We start from the raw sequence: 17,480 nt of genomic DNA, 5'->3' as shown, positions 1-17,480 counted from the left end.
CTAGTAACATGTGTTATTCTACATTATCTATTACCCTGAGTGGGATTGCTACGATGTCTAAATGCCGAAATTTATTCGTTCTGTTCTACAGAACAGATGTATCCAGCTCGCAGCTAACTCACCAACGCGTAGAAAACATTCGCTTCAGGGCGGCCAGGCACTTCAGGTGCATCAGAGTCGTGGACGGTTCGGCGGAGCGGGGACACGACAGCGGCTGGGTCCGCAGTCTGCCAGACGCTACGTCCCATCACGAGACCGCGGGCCAGAAGGTCTTCGAACCCGTCGATTGCGCCCATTCCGAGATCGTGGTCAAGCGCCACGACGACCACGTTTCCGGACGCAGTATCGAGGAGGTCGCACTCGCTCACTCGGAGTCCCCTGGAACGACTACTTTCTTCAGTCCCTCAGCGTTGCCCATCCGTTCAAACGCTGTCGGGAGGTCGTCGAGCCCGATACGTTCGGTGATGAGCGTCTCTGCGTCGATGCGTTCGTGTCTGAGCAGTGTTATCGCTCGCTCGAAGTCCTCGGTCGTCAGGGAGAACGAACCGCGGTAGTCGACCTCGTCGAAGAAGACATCGAACGGACTGACTTCCATCGTCGCTTCCTGATCCGGGACACCGAAGATGAGTGTCGAGCCGCCGGGCGCGGTCACAGCGTTGGCCTGCTTGATTGTCGGGACGAGCCCGATGGCCTCAGCGCCGACGTCGACCGGTCCACCGGCCGCCGCCGGGATCGCTTCCTCGGGATCTTCTTCGTTGGGGTCGATGACGGCATCTGCGCCGAGGTCGGCGGCCAGCTCTCGCCGTTCGTCATCGAGTTCGGAAACCACGATTGGGACAGCGCCCGCGTTGCGGAACGCTTGCAAGAGTAGCAAGCCGATCGGGCCAGCGCCGATAATACCGACACTGTCCCCCGGTTTGATGTCAGTCTGTTCGACGCCGTGAACACAGCAGGCGAGCGGCTCGGCGAGCGCGGCCCGCTCGAAGGACATATCACCGATATCTTCGACGTTGATGGCCGGGACGCGGACGTAGTCGGCGAAGGCACCGTCGAGAATGGTGTCACCGGCACCACCGATGCTCGTGTTGTTCTCACAGAGGTGCGTCTCCCCCCTCTTGCAGTACGAACAGGCGTTACAGGGGACGGTGGGGTTGATTGCGACGCGGTCACCGACCGCGAAGCGATCGACGTCAGCACCGACTTCCGCGACGGTCCCGGCACCCTCGTGGCCAAGGACCAGCGGTGTCTCAGCTGCGAAGGTGCCGTGATACATGTGATAGTCGGTCATGCAGACGCTACAGGCACCCACCTGTACGAGAACCTCGTCATCCGCAGGGTCCGGTCGGTCACGCTCTTCGACAGTAATTTCGCCGACATCAGTCAACGTGCTGGCGCGCATCAGTCGTCCTCCAACGGTCGGCTCGTGGTCGTCACTGCAGCAGTACCTCGGTCGTGAGTTGGTGTGGGTCGGGTCATGGGTGGTCTGGGCCGTAGCCCGTTGTCACTAGTCCAACTGAGCTGGACACACAGCGAACTCGGCTACGATCCGTACTCTCGATGTTTTCGGACTGCGTATTAAAATCTTGCCACGGTTACCCGTACTCCGGAGACAGATGAGTCCATGGATAGGGGCTTCCGTACTGTATGCCGTCTGTTCTCGCCCAGTGAGATGGGTATTCTACCTTACAGATGATTACCTTTATTATGCATCGGTATTTCGATAGTGACGAGGCAAACTGGCATGACCAACTCCAACAGGCGGAAGTTCCTGAAAGCGACAGGTGTCGGACTACTCGGCGGCCTCGCTGGCTGCACACGAGGCGGCGATGGCTCAGATGGAGGCGGCGGTGGCGGCTCAGGTGGCAACGATGGCGGAACCAGCACCAGCGGCAGCGACGGTGAACTCGCGATTCCGCTCAGCGAGTACGAGGACGCCGATATCGACTGGCGACAGTTCGAGGGGTCTTCGATCAACATCGGAGCCGTCCAGCACCCCTGGGTTTCGGCCATCAAGCCCGCAGTCCCGGTCTTCGAGGAACTGACCGGAATCGACGTCGTCTGGAACGTCCTGCCCGAACAGCAGTTCCGGACCAAGCGCCAGACAGACGTCAGTACCGGCGCCGGGCAGTTCGACGTCTTCTACATGGATCAGGTCGTCAACCAGTTCCGTGAAGAGGGCTGGATACAGCCGCTCGACCCGTTCTTTGACGACGACAGTCTCTTCGACGAAGGCTGGTACGAGCCCGACGACCTCTTCGAGGCGTCGCGCTGGCAGGCCCACGGTGGCGGCTACAGCGACACGTGGACCGGGATGCCGATTACCGTCGAAGTTCAGACGCAGTTCTACCGCAAAGACCTCTACGACAAGCACGATCTGGAGGTCGCAGAGACGCTCGAACAGTTCCGCCAGAACGCCAAGACCATCCACGAGAACGAGTCGGACGTCGTCGGCACCGTCGGCCGTGGCGACAAGGGGTACGGGATGAACATCTACATCCTGAACACGTTCCTACGCGAGTTCGGCACCTCGCTCTGGACCGAGTTCCCGACCGACTCCGGGCTCGATTCCGACGGCGTCATCGACGCCGCGGAGTGGTACGTCAGCCTGCTGCAGGACTACGGTCCCGAAGGGGCCTCGACCCAGACCTGGTCGGACGTGCTCTCGACGATGCAGGAGGGCCGCGCCGGCCACATCGTCTCCGACGCGAACCTGTTCTGGCCCGGACTCACCGGCTCTGATTCCTCGGTCGCGGACAACATCGGAATCGCGAAGGTTCCCAGCCCGGCCGACGGCCAGTTCTCGCCCAACGCGTTCAACTGGCAGATCTCCACGTCGAAGAACGCACAGAACTCCGAGCAGGCGTTCCTGTTCATGGTGTGGGCGTCCTCGCAGCCGACCAACATCTGGATGCACGTCGAGGGCGACGCCGCCTTCTCCGTCCGGCAGTCCGTCTGGGAGAACGACGAGTTCCGCTCTCGCGTCGGCGAGAACTTCGCACAGGTCACGCTCGAATCCCTGCAGGAAGCAGCGCCGGACCCGTTCGACCGGAAGTACCCCGAATGGGGCCAGCGGTACTCCGAGGAACTGCAGCGCGCCATCGCCGGCCAGAAGTCCGCCGAGGAGGCGATGACCCAGGCGGCGTCCATCGCAGAAGACATCTACAGCAATTAAATCTAAGCCACACCTGCGCCACAACACATCCCACAAATGAGTACACCAACGCAAACGGAAACGACACCTCAATCGACCTTCGCCAGGCTGCGGGACCTGTGGAACGACTACCTCCCGTACTGGTTCATGGCACCGATGGTGGCGGTGATGGTGATGATAACCTTCTTCCCCGGTGCCTACGACCTGTATCTCAGCCTGATCGCGGAGCCGACACTCGATGTATTCGCAGCTGATTTCGTGGGGCTGCGCAACTTCGAGACGGCGTTCACCCGCGGCGGCGCGATCCACTCGTTCGTCATCACGATTACTGTCGTCGTCAGCGCACTGCTCCTCGAAACGGTCCTCGGGTTCGTTCTGGCCGCGCTCGTCGCCGGCGTCGGCTCCGACCGGGCGAAGTCGTTCTACCGGGTGTTGTTCATCATTCCGATGGCCGTCGCCCCCGTCTCGCTCGCGACCATCGGCCGGATCATGCTGAACAGCGAAATCGGCATCATTCCGTACGTCATAAACACCGGCACGCCGTTCGCAGCGCCGAGTTTCCTCTCTGATGTCCCGCTGCTGACGGTGATCCTGCTGGACGCGTGGAACTGGACGCCGTTCATGTTCATTATCTTCTACGCCGGCCTCTCGTCGGTGCCGAAGACGCTCATCGAAGCGTCGCGCGTCGACGGTGCGCCGATGTGGCGGCGCTACGTCCACGTCATCATCCCCTACATGAAACCGGTCGTGTTCGTCGCGACGCTCATCCGGTTGATCGACCTGTTCCGGACGTTCGGCGTGGTGTACGGGCTCACGGGCGGCGGTCCCGGGACGGCGACCCAGCTCGTGAGCATCAACATCTACGAACAGATGTTCATCAACAACCAGATCACCGTGGCCGCAGCGATCGCCATCGTCTACCTCGTCGTCGTCGTTGCACTGTGTAACGTCATCATTGCGAAGGTCGGCTTCGAGGGGGTGTGGGACTGATGGCGACGACGGATAGCGACTCCGCGACCGCGTCACAGCGACTCGACAAGGACACGCGGGAGAAGCTCGTCACGGTGGTTCGACACACTATTCTCCTGACCTGGTCGTTCATCGTGCTGTTCCCGCTGTACTGGCTCGCGTCGATGTCGCTGAAACCGCCCGGAACGGCGAACTCGTTGCCGCCGGACTGGATATTCCTGCCGACGGTGTACAATTACATCCAGCTGATTCAGGACTCGGGGTTCGTCGCGGCGTTCGCCAACAGCCTCGTCATGGTGTCGGCGTCGGTTGTCCTCGTGCTGTTGATCGGCGTTCCCGCCGCCTACGTGCTCTCGCGGTATGACATCCCGATGGAGCGGGATGTGCTCGTGTGGATACTCTCTTCACGGATGCTCCCACCCATTGCCGTCGTGCTCCCGTTTTTCATCATCTTCCGAGAGCTCAATCTGTTCGACACCCGCGTCGGGATGGTGCTGATGTACGTCAGCATCAACCTCTCGCTCGTCGTCTGGGTGATGAAGGCGTTCTTCGACGGCATCCCCGAGACGCTGGAGGAGGCCGCCCGCGTCGACGGCGCGACCCAGTTCCAGGGCTTCAGGAAGGTCGTCCTGCCGGCGGCCAAGCCCGGTATCTTCTCGGTCGCCATCATCAGCTTCATTTTCGCGTGGATAGAGCTACTGTTCGGACTCGTGCTGACGAGCTTCGAGGCCGTGCCGGTGACGCTGTTCGTCTACTCGTTCATCGGCTCGCGCTCGATCGAATGGGGAATGCTCGCGGCCGCCTCGACGGCAATGATCGTTCCGGTCGTCATTTTCCTCATCGCGGTCAACAAGTACCTCGCGGCCGGGCTCAGCTTCGGCGTGGTGATCAAAGAATGACCACGCCGTCCACACCTCGACAGGTATCGCTCGCAAACGACGCCCCTGCGGCGGCGGTAGCTTCACTTAGCCGCACATCGGAGGGAAAATAATGGCAAAGATCACAATCGACGACGTTACGAAGCGATTCGGTGAGGGAGATGAGTCAATCGTTGCGGTCGACGACGTCTCACTGGACATCCGCGATGGCGAGTTCATCGTCTTCGTCGGTCCGTCCGGGAGCGGGAAGTCCACGCTCATGCGTATTGTCGCAGGGCTGGAAACGCAAACGGAAGGCGACATTCACATCGGCGACGACCTCGTCAATCAACTCGGCCCGCGCGCCCGGGACATCGCGATGGTGTTCCAGAACTACGCGCTGTATCCCAACATGACCGTCGAGGAGAACATGTCCTTCGGACTGAAGATGTCGACGGACATGTCTGCCGACGAGATTGAAGAAGCCGTCACGTCCGCCGCCGAGATGATGGACATTGACATGCTGTTGGACGACAAGCCCGGCGAACTCTCCGGGGGACAACAACAGCGTGTCGCGCTCGGTCGTGCTATCGTCCGTGACCCGAACGTCTTCTTGATGGACGAGCCACTGTCGAATCTGGACGCCAAACTTCGGGCGGAGATGCGTACCGAGATCAACCGGCTCCAGAACGACCTCGATGTGACGACGCTGTACGTTACCCACGACCAGACAGAGGCGATGACGATGGGCGACCGACTCGTCGTCCTCAACTACGGGGAACTCCAGCAGGTCGGGACACCCCTGGAATGTTTCTACCGGCCGGCCAACCAGTTCGTCGCTGGCTTCCTCGGTTCGCCGTCGATGAACTTCTTCGAGGGCAAGGTCGAAGGCGGAACGCTCCGCGCGGACGGCTTCGACTTCGACCTGACCGAGCGGATGCAGTCCGCTGTTGGCAGTCGAAACGAACTCGTCCTCGGTATCCGGCCAGAGGATATGACGCTTCACGACCGGGCGAACTCGGGCCACGAGTTCGAGGCCGTCGTCGACGTCGTCGAACCGATGGGGAGCATCTCCTACGTTTACCTGCAGGCGCGGTCACAGAGCCACGACCAGACGTTCATCGTCGAGACGGACGGCCAGCGCCCAATCAGCGAGGGGCAACACGTCTACGTCGAGATTCCGGATCGGGACGTACACCTGTTCGACGCCGCCAGCGGCGAGACGATCCACCAGCGCCAGCTCGGTGACGACGCGGAGATGGCGCTCGAAGAGCAAATAAAACCCGCCGAGTGACGGCGATACCCGTCGTCGCCTCACTCGCTGCAACCGACCGGTTGTCGACACACGATATATGACAGAACAAAACAGTTCACACTACGAGACGCGTACCGCTATCTGCGAGTACGGCCGGAGCCTGCTCGAAGACGATCTGACCACCGGGACTGGCGGAAACCTCAGTGCCCGACTCGACGAGAACCACATCGCGATCAGCCCGTCGGGAATCCCCTACGAGGAGATCGAACCCGAAGACATCCCGGTCGTACAGACGGACGGCACTGTCGTCGAGGGCGACATCGAGCCGTCGACGGAGCTTCCGATGCATCTGGCCGTCTACCGCGAGCGACCGGCGGTCGGCGGCGTCGTCCACACCCACTCGCCGTACGCGACGACGTTCGCCTCGCTTGGGGAGGCGATACCGGCATCGCACTACCTCCTCTCGTTCACCGGAACAGAGGTGCCCGTCGCCGAATACGAAACGCACGCGACCGAGAAACTCGGCGAGGCCGCCGTCGACGCGCTGGGCGAGTCGTTCAACGCCACGCTGTTGCGCAACCACGGCGTCCTGACGGCCGACGAAACGCTGGACGACGCCTACACGGTCGCGCTGATGGTCGAGTACTGCGCCCGCATCCACCACCAGGCCCGGGCCATCGGTGAACCGGAGATCCTCCCGGACGAAGAGATCGACCGATTGGCTGACAAACTCGACAGCTACGGGCAGTGACCCCCGTGCCTGATCAGACTGACCCATGAATCACGTCGCTATCGACATCGGCGCGAGCGGCGGGACAGTGTTCCTTGGCGAGGTGACGCAGTCGTCCTTCGCTGTGCGGGAGGTCCACCGGTTCGATAACCGACCCGTCGAACGGAACGGCCGCTACGTCTGGGACGTCGACGCGCTTGTCGACCACATGAATGACGGTCTCCGGGCTGCCGACGACCACGCCGACAGCCTCGATACGGTCGGTATCGACACGTGGGGACTTGACTTCGGGCTTCTGGCCGACGGCGAACTACTCCGGGACCCGATCTCCTACCGCGACCCCGAGTCGACGGCCACGCGCGAGCAGGTGTTCGAGGCTGTCGGGAAGCTGCGGCTGTTCGACGCGACCGGCATCACGAACTGGAACACACCGAACACGCTGTGGCAACTCCACACTATCGCCGAACGCGAGCCCGAACTTCTCGAAGAAAGCGACGGCTTGCTCATGATGCCACAGCTCCTTTCTGCACGGATAGGGGGACAGCCGGCGGGCGACGTGACGATTGCCTCGACCACGCAGATGGTTGATCCCGAGGCGCGGACGTGGGCCACCGACCTGCTCGACGAGCTGTTGGTTCCGACGGCCCTGCTCCCGGACCTGTCCGAACCCGGTCAGCGCCTCGGTACCGTCGACGACACCGTCGTATCGGGACTGTCTTCGACACCGGAGATCGTGATGCCGGCGAGCCACGACACGGCGGCGGCCGTCGCCGGCCTTCCGCTGGCCGAGGACGCCGCGTTTCTCAACACGGGGTCGTGGTTCATCCTCGGCGTCGAGCGAGACGAACCAGTACGGACAGACGCCGCCTTCGAGCACGCCGTCTCGAACGAACTCGGCGTCGACGGGACCGTTCGGCTCCTGAAGAACATCAACGGGTTCTTTCTGCTCGAAGAATGCCGCAAAGCGTGGCGCGATGCGGACGAGCCGGCCGATTACGATACGTTACTGTCGGCAGCCGAAAAGGCCCCGGCGCGGACCGCACTCGTCGATACGGACGCCGACACCTTCGGCATCGACGAGCCGATGCCCGACCAGATTCGGGCCTACTGTCGCCGAACGGACCAGCCCGTTCCGACGGAGCAGGGCGGTATCGTCCGCTGCCTCCTCGACAGTCTGGCGACGAAGACGGCGCTGGAACTCGACGCGCTCGCGGCAGTCGTCGAGGACCCACCGTCACGTATCGTTCTCGGCGGCGGCGGTGTCAGAAACGAGCTGTTCTGTCAGTTGCTGGCTGACGCCACCGACCGCCCAGTGTCGACTGGCCCAGTCGAGGCGACAGCTGTCGGCAACGTCCTCACACAGGCTGTCGCGGCCGGGACAGTGCCGGATATCGAAACCGGGCGGCAGTTGGTCGAGTCGGCGTTCGAGACGAAGACCTACGAGCCACAGGCTGGTGGCGAGTGGGCCGACGCCAAAGACCGGTTGGCTGCACTGACCGACGACACGTCGTCCGAAGCCTGACACCTCACCGCGAGGTGTAGCCGCCGTCCATCACGACGGTCGACCCCGTCATGTACGACGAGGCGTCCGATGCGAGGTAGACGACGAGTTCTTTCAGCTCCTCTGGTCGACCGAGACGGCCCATCGGCGTGTTCTCCAGCCACGTCTCCTCCATCTCCGGGTTCTCTTCGAGCACCTCGTCGACGAGTTCGGTCCGCATGTACCCGGGCGCAATAGCGTTGACGCGGACGCCCTGATCGCCCCACTCGACCGCCAGCGACTGGGTCAGCATCCTGACGCCGGCTTTCGTCGTGTTGTAGCTGGCCTGTTTCTGCGGGACGTTCACGTCGAAGCCAGACATCGAGGAGATGTTGACGATGCGCCCCTCGCCTCGGTCAAGCATCTGCTGGCCGACGTGTTTGGCACAGAGGAAGACGCCGTCGAGGTTGACCGACACGACCCGCCGCCAGGACTCGACGCTCGTCTCCTCCGCCGCGGAGTTCTCGACGATGCCGGCATTATTGACCAGGACGTCAATCGGCCCCAAGCGGTCGGTCACGTCCTCGACCATCGCTTCGACCGATGCTTCGTCCGTCACGTCGACTTCCGTCGCGATGACGTTCGTCTCGCCGTCAAGTTCCGAGGCCGTCCGCTCCGCTTTCTCGACGTTCACGTCCGCGATAGCGACGTCGGCCCCCATTTCGGTGAGACCGGTCGCCATCTGTTTGCCCAGACCCTGCGCCGCACCGGTGACGATAGCTGTCTCTCCGTCGAGAGAGAAACTGTCAAGTACACTCATGCGTACGCTTGGTGCTCCGGTAGCCTCCAGCATAAATGTACGGCTATCTCTGCCACACCTTTCGGCGGCCGATATCGGCAGCCAGTCATTACAAGTACTCCCTCGCAGATAACATAGCTATGCAAATCACCGACTTCGAACTGTTCGCCGTGCCGCCGCGGTGGTTGCTTCTAAAACTGGAGACTGACGAGGGGATCGTCGGCTGGGGTGAACCCATCGTTCAGGGTCGGTTGGAGACGGTCCGTGCCGCTGTGACCGAGCTGATCGAGGCGTATCTCCTCGGGGCCGACCCGCTCCGAACCGAGTATCACTGGCGGAAGCTCTATCAGAGCGGCTACTTCCGCGGCGGGCCGATACTCATGAGCGCGCTTGCGGGTATCGACCACGCGCTCTGGGACATCAAGGGGCGACACTACGGTGCCCCGGTGCACGAACTACTCGGCGGACACGTCCGCGATAAGCTACTCGTGTACCAGTGGCTCGGTGGCGACGACCCCGAGGACGTGGCTGTCGCCGCAAGAGAGGACCGGGAACGCGGCTACAGAGCGTTCAAGTTCAATTTCGCCCGGGAATTTCGGCCGATCGAGACGCCGAACGCGGTCGATCATGCGGTTGAACGGGTGGCCGCAATCCGTGACGCCGTCGGTGACGACGCCCTCGTCGGCGTCGACTTCCACGGCCGCGTCTCGAAACCGATGGCCGCGGATCTCGTCGAGCGACTCGAACAGTTCGATCTGATGTTCATCGACCAGCCACTGCTCCCCGAACACGACGACTCGTTTGCCAGTATCGCCGAGCGGACGACTGTCCCGATAGCGACTGGCGAACGGTTCTATTCCCGCTATGACTGCAAGCGCCTCCTCGTCGACGACGGGGTGTCGATACTCCAACCCGACGTGACCCACGTCGGTGGCATCAGCGAGATGCGCAAAGTCGCATCGATGGCGGAAGCGTTCGACGTGGCCGTCGTTCCGCACTGCCCGCTCGGCCCTGTCGCGTTCGCAGCGAGCCTGCAGGTCGGGTTTTGCGCCCAGAACGTCGTGTTGCACGAACAGGACCTCGGTCTACACGACCCAGCGACGAGCCAGCGACTCAAGGTTCTAGAGGACCCGGAGACGTTCCAGTTCGAAGACGGCTACGTCAAACGGCCGACCGGCCCCGGACTCGGTATCGAGATCGACGAGGCTCTCATCCGTGAACTGGCACAGACGGAGGTCAATTGGTACAACCCGGTCTGGCACCACGAGGACGGGAGCGTCGCGGAGTGGTAACTGGACACGGTACGAATGGGGCAACCCACCCTGTGTATTTTTATGGCTCTGTTCCGTGCCATCAGGTATGCGAACTGCTGTACTGGTAGAGCCGACTGAGTTCGAGCTGGAGGACCGTCCCAGACCGTCGCCCGGCCCCGACGACGTACTTGTTGCCGTGCGAGACGTGGGTATCTGTGGCTCCGACGTCCACTACTACGAACATGGTCGTATCGGGGACTACGTCGTGGAAGACCCGCTCGTCCTCGGACACGAGAGCGCCGGTGAGGTCGTCGAAGTCGGCGAGAACGTTACTGATCACGAACCGGGGGACCGCGTCGCGCTCGAACCCGGCGTTCCGTGCCGTCGCTGTGCCCACTGCAAGCGCGGCGACTATCACCTCTGTGAATCAGTTCGGTTCATGGCGACGCCGCCACACGACGGCGCGTTCACGGAGTACGTCTCGTGGCCGGCCGACTTCGCCTACACGCTCCCGGAGTCCGTCTCTACGGCTGAAGGGGCACTGTGTGAACCGCTTTCGGTCGGAATCCACGCTTGCCGCCGCGGTAGCGTCGGAACCGGAGATACAGTGCTGATAACCGGAGCGGGACCTATCGGGCTGATGGTGCTTGAGGCCGCGCGCGCCGCAGGGGCGACGGACGTAATACTGACAGACGTTGTCGAGGAAAAACTAGAGTTCGCCGAAAAGCGGGGAGCGGACCTGACAGTCGACGTTACCGAAACGGATCTCGATGCGGCGGTCGCCGAGTACACGGACGGCGTCGGTGCTGATGTGGTCGTCGAAGCCTCCGGTGCGGAGCCGTCGATCAAGTCGACAATCGACGTGGTCCGTCGGGGCGGCACAGTCGTTCTGGTGGGTCTGGCCAGCGAAGCGGAGGTCCCAATCGACGTGCTGGAACTCATCGACAACGAGGTCGACGTCCACGGCTCCTTCCGATACAAGAACACCTACGACGCGGCTGTCGACCTGTTGGCCGACGGCGAAGTCGACGTCGAGGGCATAATCGACTTCGAGTCCGAACTTGAAGACATCAACGACGCGTTCCGCCGAGCCATGGAGCCAACTGTGGTCAAGGGCATGATATCACTTAATTCGTAACTGGGACTAAATTGACAAAGTTGTCCCGAAAGAAGCGTGATATAATAGCTATACAGATATTACTGAGCATTAGAAAGAATTTCAGTAGGTCCGTTGTACGCACGACTCCGCGACGCGACTCTGAAATAGTCAATGAGGTGGTACATTATCTGAATGGACAGCCAGATAGCGCTTGAGCCCCCACTATTTGGGATTCTGAGGGGGTTCGGAAGGTATCCGAGAGATAACTCTCCGACTTTCACACTGCTCAGAGATAGCCAGTAGAGCGAAGTAAGGTATTCTGTTTGAGATAGGCTTTCGCAGAACAGTTGGTTTCCTAGATATCAGTTATGCCCGGGGGAGACGTTCCATCAGAGTGGTGTGCCCGAGTGAGATACCCACGCACTGTGAGTAGCCGAACGGTTAAACCTCGCAACCGTTGTGGGCGGATATGGACCTCTCAATCGTCGATCTCTCTCCAGTCCCGAATGACGGAACTGCGACTGACGCGTATGCGAATACCGTCGACGCAGCCCAGCAGGCCGAACGCCTCGGCTATTCCCGGTTCTGGGTGGCGGAACACCACGGGATGGGGGATAAGCTCGCCGGGACAACACCCGAGGTACTGCTTGGCAACCTCGCCGCCGAAACCGACTCGATCCGACTCGGATCGGGGGCAGTCCTGCTCAATCACTACAGTCCATTCAAAGTCGCAGAGCTGTTCGGCGCTCTCGACGCGCTCGCTCCGGGACGTATCGACGCAGGGCTTGGACGAGCCAACGGCTCACCGGCCGTCGACCGCGCACTCGGGACGGACCGCCGTGTCCGGAACCCCGACGAAGACCACGCCGAAAAAATCGAAGCCGTCGTTTCGCACCTCTACGACGGCTACCCGGATGGACACGCGTACAGTGATATCGAAATTCCCCATTCAGATTCTGAGACGCCCGTTCCGTGGGTTCTTGGGTCGAGTCCGTCGAGCGCCGCGCTGGCCGGCGAACTCGGCCTGCGCTACTGTTTCGCTGCGTTCATTCGACCGGAGTTGGCCACCCGTTCGTTTGAGGAGTACCGGAACCACTTCGAATCCTCGCAGTTGGCCGGCGGCGTCGACGAGCCACAGGGAATGGTCGCGGTGAACGCGGTCTGTGCCGAGACCGACGAGGAAGCGGCGCGGCTCCGTGCAGTGGCCGAAGCGTCGTTCAAGCGGATGGAACGAGGAGTCATCGGTACGACTCCATCTGTCGAGGAAGCAATCGACGAGCTTGGGGCCGTGCCCGAACCGACACCTGCCACACTGGATACCGGTGAGTGGCCACGAGCCATCTCCGGCAGTCCGGAGACACTCGATGCCCTTCTCGAACAGTTGTCTGATCGCGTCGGAGTCGACGAGGTGATGATCCAGCACGTCGTCGGCGACCACGCTGACGCGCTCCGCTCCCACGAGTTGCTCGCAGACGGTGTTGGCCTCACACCGCGCTAGCCCCTTCTACAGGAGAAGGACGAGAACAGATCGCTGTTTTGCAGTCTCCGGGGCCGCGTTCTGCCAATAAAACACCCGACTCGAAGTATACTACTTGATTTTCAATCATTTGCCCAGCATATACAGAGGCATATTATCCCCATTTAGAGAGATTTACGCAGATAGTGCCTTTCGAACGAGCCGTTTGCATTGGTATATCAGTTATATAGCTTCAAATATACAATAGCGACGGTTTTCGAAAACTACCGGCCTCCAGCGTTCCGAATACCGCCTGCTCGGACCAGCTTAGTCGTCAGAGACCGCAGGAGCGGTCGGGTCCGCGAGGTCGGTTTCGGACAACTCAGACGCAGGCGACCACTCCAAGTCATGCTCGTACTCCAAGGTGCTGTGGTCTTGCGTAGGGTCGATGACTGTGAGAGAGAGCCAGTTGTTGTCGAGTAGGTTCGCCAGCTCCGGATGATCGGCGAGAACGTCGTTGACGCGGTCGACCGGCGCGTGGATGACCGTCGAGAGGCGGAGCGGCTGGTGGTACGGATCGTCGTCGGCAGCCATGAGCGACTGCAGCGGGAGGCCAGTCATCAGGTCCCCACCGTTGCCCTGGTAAACGCCCACGTTGCCGACGGGGTTGTGTGTCACCTTTGAGCCGCTGCCGTAGACAGCGTTGTCGACCATCGAGAAGTAGTACTGGGTGTTGATCCACTGCGTGACGACCATCGGTCCGGTAAGTATTGCTTCCAGGGCCTCACCGTCGGGATCGGTCGACCAGTCGTACGAGTGGAGGAAGGCGCGACCGTCGAGGTCGACACCGCTCGTCAGTTCACGGGGGCCGATAACGAAGCCAGCGTTGCCAGCCAGGCCCCATTCGGGGCGGGTCTCAGCCCAATCGGCGGCGCGGCGTTCCGTTTCGCTGACCCCCGACGACGCGTCGCCTCCCATCGATTCGGCACGCTCGGCAGTCGCGTTCTCGCGGGCGGTGGCGAGGTCAGCGCGTAACTGGTCGAGGTCGGCGGCGTGGCTCTCGGGCACGTCACTGTCGTACAGTTCCACTTCGTCGGTCGTCGTGTTGTGTTCGCCGGCAAGGAAGACGGTGTCGTCGGGGATTTCGAAACCGCGGTCGCGGAGCGCGGCCCTGACCTCAGTGTCGTTGCAAATCGCCGCCAACACGCGGGCGTTCGGGCCGCCGGGGTTGCCGGCACAGGCACCACAGTCCAGACTCGAATCGTAGGGGTTGTTGGTTGTCTCACTGGCGTGGCCAGCGAAGACGACGAGGCGACTGAACGTCTCCCAACCCATCAGGTCGAAGGCGGTCGCGGCGTACTCGACCTTCTCGTCGGTCGTCAGCCCGACGGGCAAGTCTCCGGTATAGGTGTGCTGGTGGTGGACGAGCGGCTCACAGAACTCGTGTTCGTCGGGTGCCGAACTGTCAGCTGCGTTAAATAGATCACGCACGCGTCCGGGGACAAGTGTGCGGGCCGCGAGCGCGAGGCCGTACCCGCTCCCGGCAGTCTCGACGAAGCCGTAGGCCGTGGCGGCGTTGGCCTCCAGCGTCTCGATAATTTCGTCGGCGGTCTCACGAATGCTCCATAAGCGGTCGTGGCTCTCGCGGGTATCGTCAACGGTCGGAACGTCGGTGATGTGGTGCTGGGGGTCGAGAATCGGCGGGCAAGCGTCGACCGACACGTCCGTGTCGTAGCCCTGGTACTCCATCGGAATCCCGAAAAAGCCGGCGTACCCGTGGGTCTCGTAGTCGCCCGCGGTCTCGATGTGACGGCGGATGATCTCCGAGCGGGTGTCGATACAGAAGACCAGCTGGGCGTCCGGGCGTCCCGAGCTGTCGCCATCAGCGTGTGACCGGCTCTCCGCAGCGATAGTCTCGACGAGGTCGCCGCGGTAGCTCGCTTCCCAGGCACGCAGGAACGCTCCGGCGAGTTCGACAGCCGGGTCCAGGTCGATGCTGTCGTTCGAGGGATCGATGTCGGCATCGACGGCATCTAACAGGGCCAGCCGCGCCGCGAGGTACCCCTCCAGCGAAATCGGGTGCGCCGACTGCCACGCGCCCTCGTCGTCGGCACGCTGTTTGATGAGTCCAGTCCAGCCCGGGAGGGCGGCCAGTTGCTCCTCGAAGATGGGCACCCACTGGCTCTCCGGGTACGACGCAAGCACTGTCTCGATGGTCTCAGTCGGCGTCTCCGGTAGGTCGGTGATGACTCCCTCGTCGGGAATCTCGCCGTCGTGTGCAGCCACGCCGCGGAAGGCGGTGTAGAACCCCGCCTCGCGGTTCGGCATCGACCAGTGGGCGCTCCCTTCGTCGAGGAACGCCGACAGCCACTTCGTCAGTACCTGGTCGACGCGGTCCGTGGCGGTGTCGGGATCGCTGTCCGGGGCATCGGTCACTTCGCCCATCCGGTCAAGCAGCGTCTCGGGGTCGTTCTCGTAACCGGCCTCGGAGAGTTCCGCGTCGAGAATCTCCGGGTCTATCTGGCCGCGCTCCAGCGCTGCACGGAACGTCTCTGCGCTGGGGTAGCCACGGCCGCCCAGCAGATCGGCCGCCTGTGTGACCGCTTCACTGAACGGCTGGTCCTCGAACGCCGCGAGGGGGTTAGCCGTCACGAACGAGTGGATGGGCCAGATGGAACCGACAGTGGTGGCTGCGGTGTCGATACTGTCGTGGATAGTGGATTCAGTACTCATTGTAGTCCTCCGTCGTGGTCAACACAGTGTCGGCTGCCGGCTGGCCGGCGTTCAGCAACGCCACGTAGAGACGCTGGCTACGCTCGTGGATTCCGGTCTCGATACCGATGTAGATGCCGACGAAAACGACGGCGATAATGCCGTGGAGCAGGGTCAGTTCGGTCGTTGCCGGGCTAACAGGCATGAGCCCTGAGACTCCGGTGTAAACAGCCGCGTAAACGACGATGGCCGGGAAGAAGACCACCGGGACAGCCCCGTAGCGGGCCGCCGTCGGAAGCGAGGTCTGCTGGACGGCGTTGCGGGCCGCATGGAGCGTCGTGAACACCACGAAGAAGATCAGCAGAAGCCCGCTGTCGATATGTGTTCCCTTCCCAGTCAACACTGCAAACACCGCGCCGCCGGCGAGCCCGGTCAGCAGGGTAACGACGACGCCAACGATGCTCGCCGTCGTTCCGATCGTGTGTGGTGTTTCATCGCTCGGGTTCGTGTGTTCGACCTGTCCGCCGGCACTGAGGAACTGGTAGGCCTTGTAGAAGCCGTGCAGGATGAGGTGGGTGATAGCAGCCCCGAAGAAGCCGAGGCCGGCCTGCATGATCATGAACCCCATCTGGCCGACCGTCGAACAGCCGAGTTTGCCCTTGATGTCCGTCTGAACCGATTTCAGGAGTTTTCCGCCGATGGCGCTGGCACCACCGACGCCGACGATTGCGAGCATGAGCGCGGGGTCGACGGTGATGACTGGCGCGAAACGAGTCAGCAGAATGCCGCCAGCGTTGACGAACCCGGCATGCATCAGTGCCGAAGCAGGCGTCGGGGCAGTCATCGAGGAGAGGAGCCAGCCGTGGAACGGGACCAGAGCGGACTGAATCATCGCCGCGAGCACGAGTGCGCCTGCGGCGACCAGCCACACCGGGCCACCGAGTGAGTCGGCGGCCGCCGTAATTCCGGAAACCGTTGTCGCACCGGTCGCCCACCACAGTGCCGTCAGCGCGACACCGAGAAGCGTGCTACTGGCGATGAAGTACTTGCGAGCGACCGTCGCGGCCGCCTGTGCCTGGTCCCACCCGCGGACGATACCGATGAGTTTCGCCATCAGTAGCCCCATCGCGAGCCACAGCGCCCCGAACAGGGCGAGATGGTCAGCCGCGACCAGCCCCATCACGACCACGGTGAAGCCGAACACGGTGGCGAAAAAGGGCGTTTTGAGGCGACTGCCAGCCAGATAGCGGCGCGAGTAACTGTGAACGATACCGCTGAAGAAGGTAACGACCACCCACATCAGGACGGTCAGCCCATCAATGGCAACCGCGCCGGGTATCTCCCAGACGAACCCGGTTCGGACCCGGACAGCAAGCACAGCAATGCTCGCGGCAAACATCGACCACACGAGCCATGTGAGTGCGACGGGCACGAGCGGCGAGTCAGCCGTCGTGTCCGGGAGTGATCCAACCGTCTTTGCTGAGTTGTGTCCTGACATCGTTGTTCGTGACCAATCACGGAGAGTGATTGACCGGTTCTGGTTGTCTTCACCCCTAGTGCGAACGGACTGGTTATTAAATCCTTCTATACTACCAATTTGTTCCCGAAATAGTATATTATAGAACATTATGTTTTTTAGCTGTCTCTCTGTGGGAACTTACTTTCAGAGTGATTTGCGGGGGCTTCGTGGCCTCTATCGACAAAATCCGTCGACGGCGA

Annotated in this window: 14 protein-coding genes; 9 read left to right on the top strand and 5 right to left on the bottom strand. The window is 61.9% G+C overall.

Annotated elements, in window-relative coordinates:
* Nucleotides 1-113: 113 nt before the first annotated feature.
* Both IEY38_RS13300 and IEY38_RS13295 read right to left on the bottom strand, forming a co-directional pair.
* Nucleotides 114-368, bottom strand: a complete 255-nt coding sequence (locus IEY38_RS13300; protein ID WP_188978513.1) for a hypothetical protein — start codon at nucleotides 366-368, stop codon at nucleotides 114-116.
* Nucleotides 365-1,399, bottom strand: coding sequence for a galactitol-1-phosphate 5-dehydrogenase (locus tag IEY38_RS13295; protein ID WP_188978511.1), 1,035 nt, complete (start codon nucleotides 1,397-1,399; stop codon nucleotides 365-367). The genes IEY38_RS13300 and IEY38_RS13295 overlap by 4 nt, the downstream gene beginning before the upstream one ends.
* Nucleotides 1,400-1,741: 342 nt before the next feature.
* Here IEY38_RS13295 and IEY38_RS13290 point away from each other — a divergent pair, with 342 nt between their 5' ends.
* The 6 genes from IEY38_RS13290 to IEY38_RS13265 all read left to right on the top strand — a co-directional run bounded on the left by IEY38_RS13290 (nucleotide 1,742) and on the right by IEY38_RS13265 (nucleotide 8,484).
* Nucleotides 1,742-3,172: an ABC transporter substrate-binding protein gene (locus IEY38_RS13290; protein ID WP_188978509.1), complete on the top strand. Its 1,431-nt coding sequence runs from the start codon at nucleotides 1,742-1,744 to the stop codon at nucleotides 3,170-3,172.
* Between the two features lie 36 nt (nucleotides 3,173-3,208).
* A complete protein-coding gene (locus tag IEY38_RS13285) occupies nucleotides 3,209-4,141 on the top strand; it encodes a carbohydrate ABC transporter permease (RefSeq protein WP_188978507.1) in 933 nt (310 codons plus the stop codon).
* Nucleotides 4,141-5,019, top strand: coding sequence for a carbohydrate ABC transporter permease (locus tag IEY38_RS13280; protein WP_188978505.1), 879 nt, complete (start codon nucleotides 4,141-4,143; stop codon nucleotides 5,017-5,019). Before IEY38_RS13285 ends, IEY38_RS13280 begins: the two co-directional genes overlap by 1 nt.
* Nucleotides 5,020-5,110: 91 nt before the next feature.
* The gene (locus tag IEY38_RS13275) at nucleotides 5,111-6,271 is read left to right on the top strand and encodes an ABC transporter ATP-binding protein (protein ID WP_188978503.1); all 1,161 of its coding nucleotides are present in this window, start codon (nucleotides 5,111-5,113) and stop codon (nucleotides 6,269-6,271) included.
* Between the two features lie 58 nt (nucleotides 6,272-6,329).
* Nucleotides 6,330-6,983: a class II aldolase/adducin family protein gene (locus IEY38_RS13270; RefSeq protein WP_188978501.1), complete on the top strand. Its 654-nt coding sequence runs from the start codon at nucleotides 6,330-6,332 to the stop codon at nucleotides 6,981-6,983.
* A gap of 25 nt (nucleotides 6,984-7,008) precedes the next feature.
* Nucleotides 7,009-8,484: a rhamnulokinase gene (locus IEY38_RS13265; RefSeq protein WP_188978499.1), complete on the top strand. Its 1,476-nt coding sequence runs from the start codon at nucleotides 7,009-7,011 to the stop codon at nucleotides 8,482-8,484.
* A 4-nt stretch (nucleotides 8,485-8,488) separates the two neighbouring features.
* On the opposite strand, the gene IEY38_RS13260 is transcribed toward IEY38_RS13265, so the two are convergent.
* The gene (locus IEY38_RS13260) at nucleotides 8,489-9,262 is read right to left on the bottom strand and encodes an SDR family NAD(P)-dependent oxidoreductase (RefSeq protein WP_188978497.1); all 774 of its coding nucleotides are present in this window, start codon (nucleotides 9,260-9,262) and stop codon (nucleotides 8,489-8,491) included.
* Between the two features lie 119 nt (nucleotides 9,263-9,381).
* Here IEY38_RS13260 and dgoD point away from each other — a divergent pair, with 119 nt between their 5' ends.
* The 3 genes from dgoD (at nucleotide 9,382) to IEY38_RS13245 (ending at nucleotide 13,091) form a co-directional block, all read left to right on the top strand.
* Entirely contained in the window at nucleotides 9,382-10,533 is a 1,152-nt protein-coding gene (dgoD, locus tag IEY38_RS13255; RefSeq protein WP_170098651.1) for a galactonate dehydratase, read from the top strand.
* Nucleotides 10,534-10,600: 67 nt separating this feature from the next.
* Nucleotides 10,601-11,632 (top strand): NAD(P)-dependent alcohol dehydrogenase, encoded by a 1,032-nt coding sequence (locus IEY38_RS13250; RefSeq protein WP_188978495.1) that lies wholly within the window; start codon nucleotides 10,601-10,603, stop codon nucleotides 11,630-11,632.
* Between the two features lie 430 nt (nucleotides 11,633-12,062).
* Nucleotides 12,063-13,091 carry an LLM class flavin-dependent oxidoreductase gene (locus IEY38_RS13245; RefSeq protein WP_188978492.1) on the top strand — a complete coding sequence of 343 codons (1,029 nt, stop codon included), beginning with the start codon at nucleotides 12,063-12,065 and terminating at the stop codon, nucleotides 13,089-13,091.
* A 285-nt stretch (nucleotides 13,092-13,376) separates the two neighbouring features.
* Here IEY38_RS13245 and IEY38_RS13240 read toward each other — a convergent pair whose 3' ends face one another.
* Nucleotides 13,377-15,782: a DUF2309 domain-containing protein gene (locus IEY38_RS13240; protein WP_188978490.1), complete on the bottom strand. Its 2,406-nt coding sequence runs from the start codon at nucleotides 15,780-15,782 to the stop codon at nucleotides 13,377-13,379.
* Entirely contained in the window at nucleotides 15,772-17,259 is a 1,488-nt protein-coding gene (locus IEY38_RS13235) for a proton-conducting transporter transmembrane domain-containing protein (protein WP_188978488.1), read from the bottom strand. The genes IEY38_RS13240 and IEY38_RS13235 overlap by 11 nt, the downstream gene beginning before the upstream one ends.
* Nucleotides 17,260-17,480: the final 221 nt, after the last annotated feature.

It is taken from the genome of Haloarcula sebkhae, assembly GCF_014647415.1.
Classification (GTDB): Archaea; Halobacteriota; Halobacteria; order Halobacteriales; family Haloarculaceae; genus Haloarcula; species Haloarcula sebkhae.
The sequence above is the reverse complement of the archived record's forward strand: the minus strand, read 5'-3'. Positions and strand labels throughout refer to the sequence as shown.

Coding starts and splice junctions, on each gene's coding strand:
- IEY38_RS13285 (WP_188978507.1), top strand. CDS start 3,209: ATGAGTACACCAACGCAAACGGAAACGACACCTCAATCGACCTTCGCC.
- IEY38_RS13295 (WP_188978511.1), bottom strand. CDS start 1,399: ATGCGCGCCAGCACGTTGACTGATGTCGGCGAAATTACTGTCGAAGAG.
- IEY38_RS13240 (WP_188978490.1), bottom strand. CDS start 15,782: ATGAGTACTGAATCCACTATCCACGACAGTATCGACACCGCAGCCACC.
- IEY38_RS13250 (WP_188978495.1), top strand. CDS start 10,601: ATGCGAACTGCTGTACTGGTAGAGCCGACTGAGTTCGAGCTGGAGGAC.
- IEY38_RS13245 (WP_188978492.1), top strand. CDS start 12,063: ATGGACCTCTCAATCGTCGATCTCTCTCCAGTCCCGAATGACGGAACT.
- IEY38_RS13235 (WP_188978488.1), bottom strand. CDS start 17,259: ATGTCAGGACACAACTCAGCAAAGACGGTTGGATCACTCCCGGACACG.
- IEY38_RS13280 (WP_188978505.1), top strand. CDS start 4,141: ATGGCGACGACGGATAGCGACTCCGCGACCGCGTCACAGCGACTCGAC.
- IEY38_RS13270 (WP_188978501.1), top strand. CDS start 6,330: ATGACAGAACAAAACAGTTCACACTACGAGACGCGTACCGCTATCTGC.
- IEY38_RS13290 (WP_188978509.1), top strand. CDS start 1,742: ATGACCAACTCCAACAGGCGGAAGTTCCTGAAAGCGACAGGTGTCGGA.
- IEY38_RS13265 (WP_188978499.1), top strand. CDS start 7,009: ATGAATCACGTCGCTATCGACATCGGCGCGAGCGGCGGGACAGTGTTC.
- dgoD (WP_170098651.1), top strand. CDS start 9,382: ATGCAAATCACCGACTTCGAACTGTTCGCCGTGCCGCCGCGGTGGTTG.
- IEY38_RS13275 (WP_188978503.1), top strand. CDS start 5,111: ATGGCAAAGATCACAATCGACGACGTTACGAAGCGATTCGGTGAGGGA.
- IEY38_RS13260 (WP_188978497.1), bottom strand. CDS start 9,262: ATGAGTGTACTTGACAGTTTCTCTCTCGACGGAGAGACAGCTATCGTC.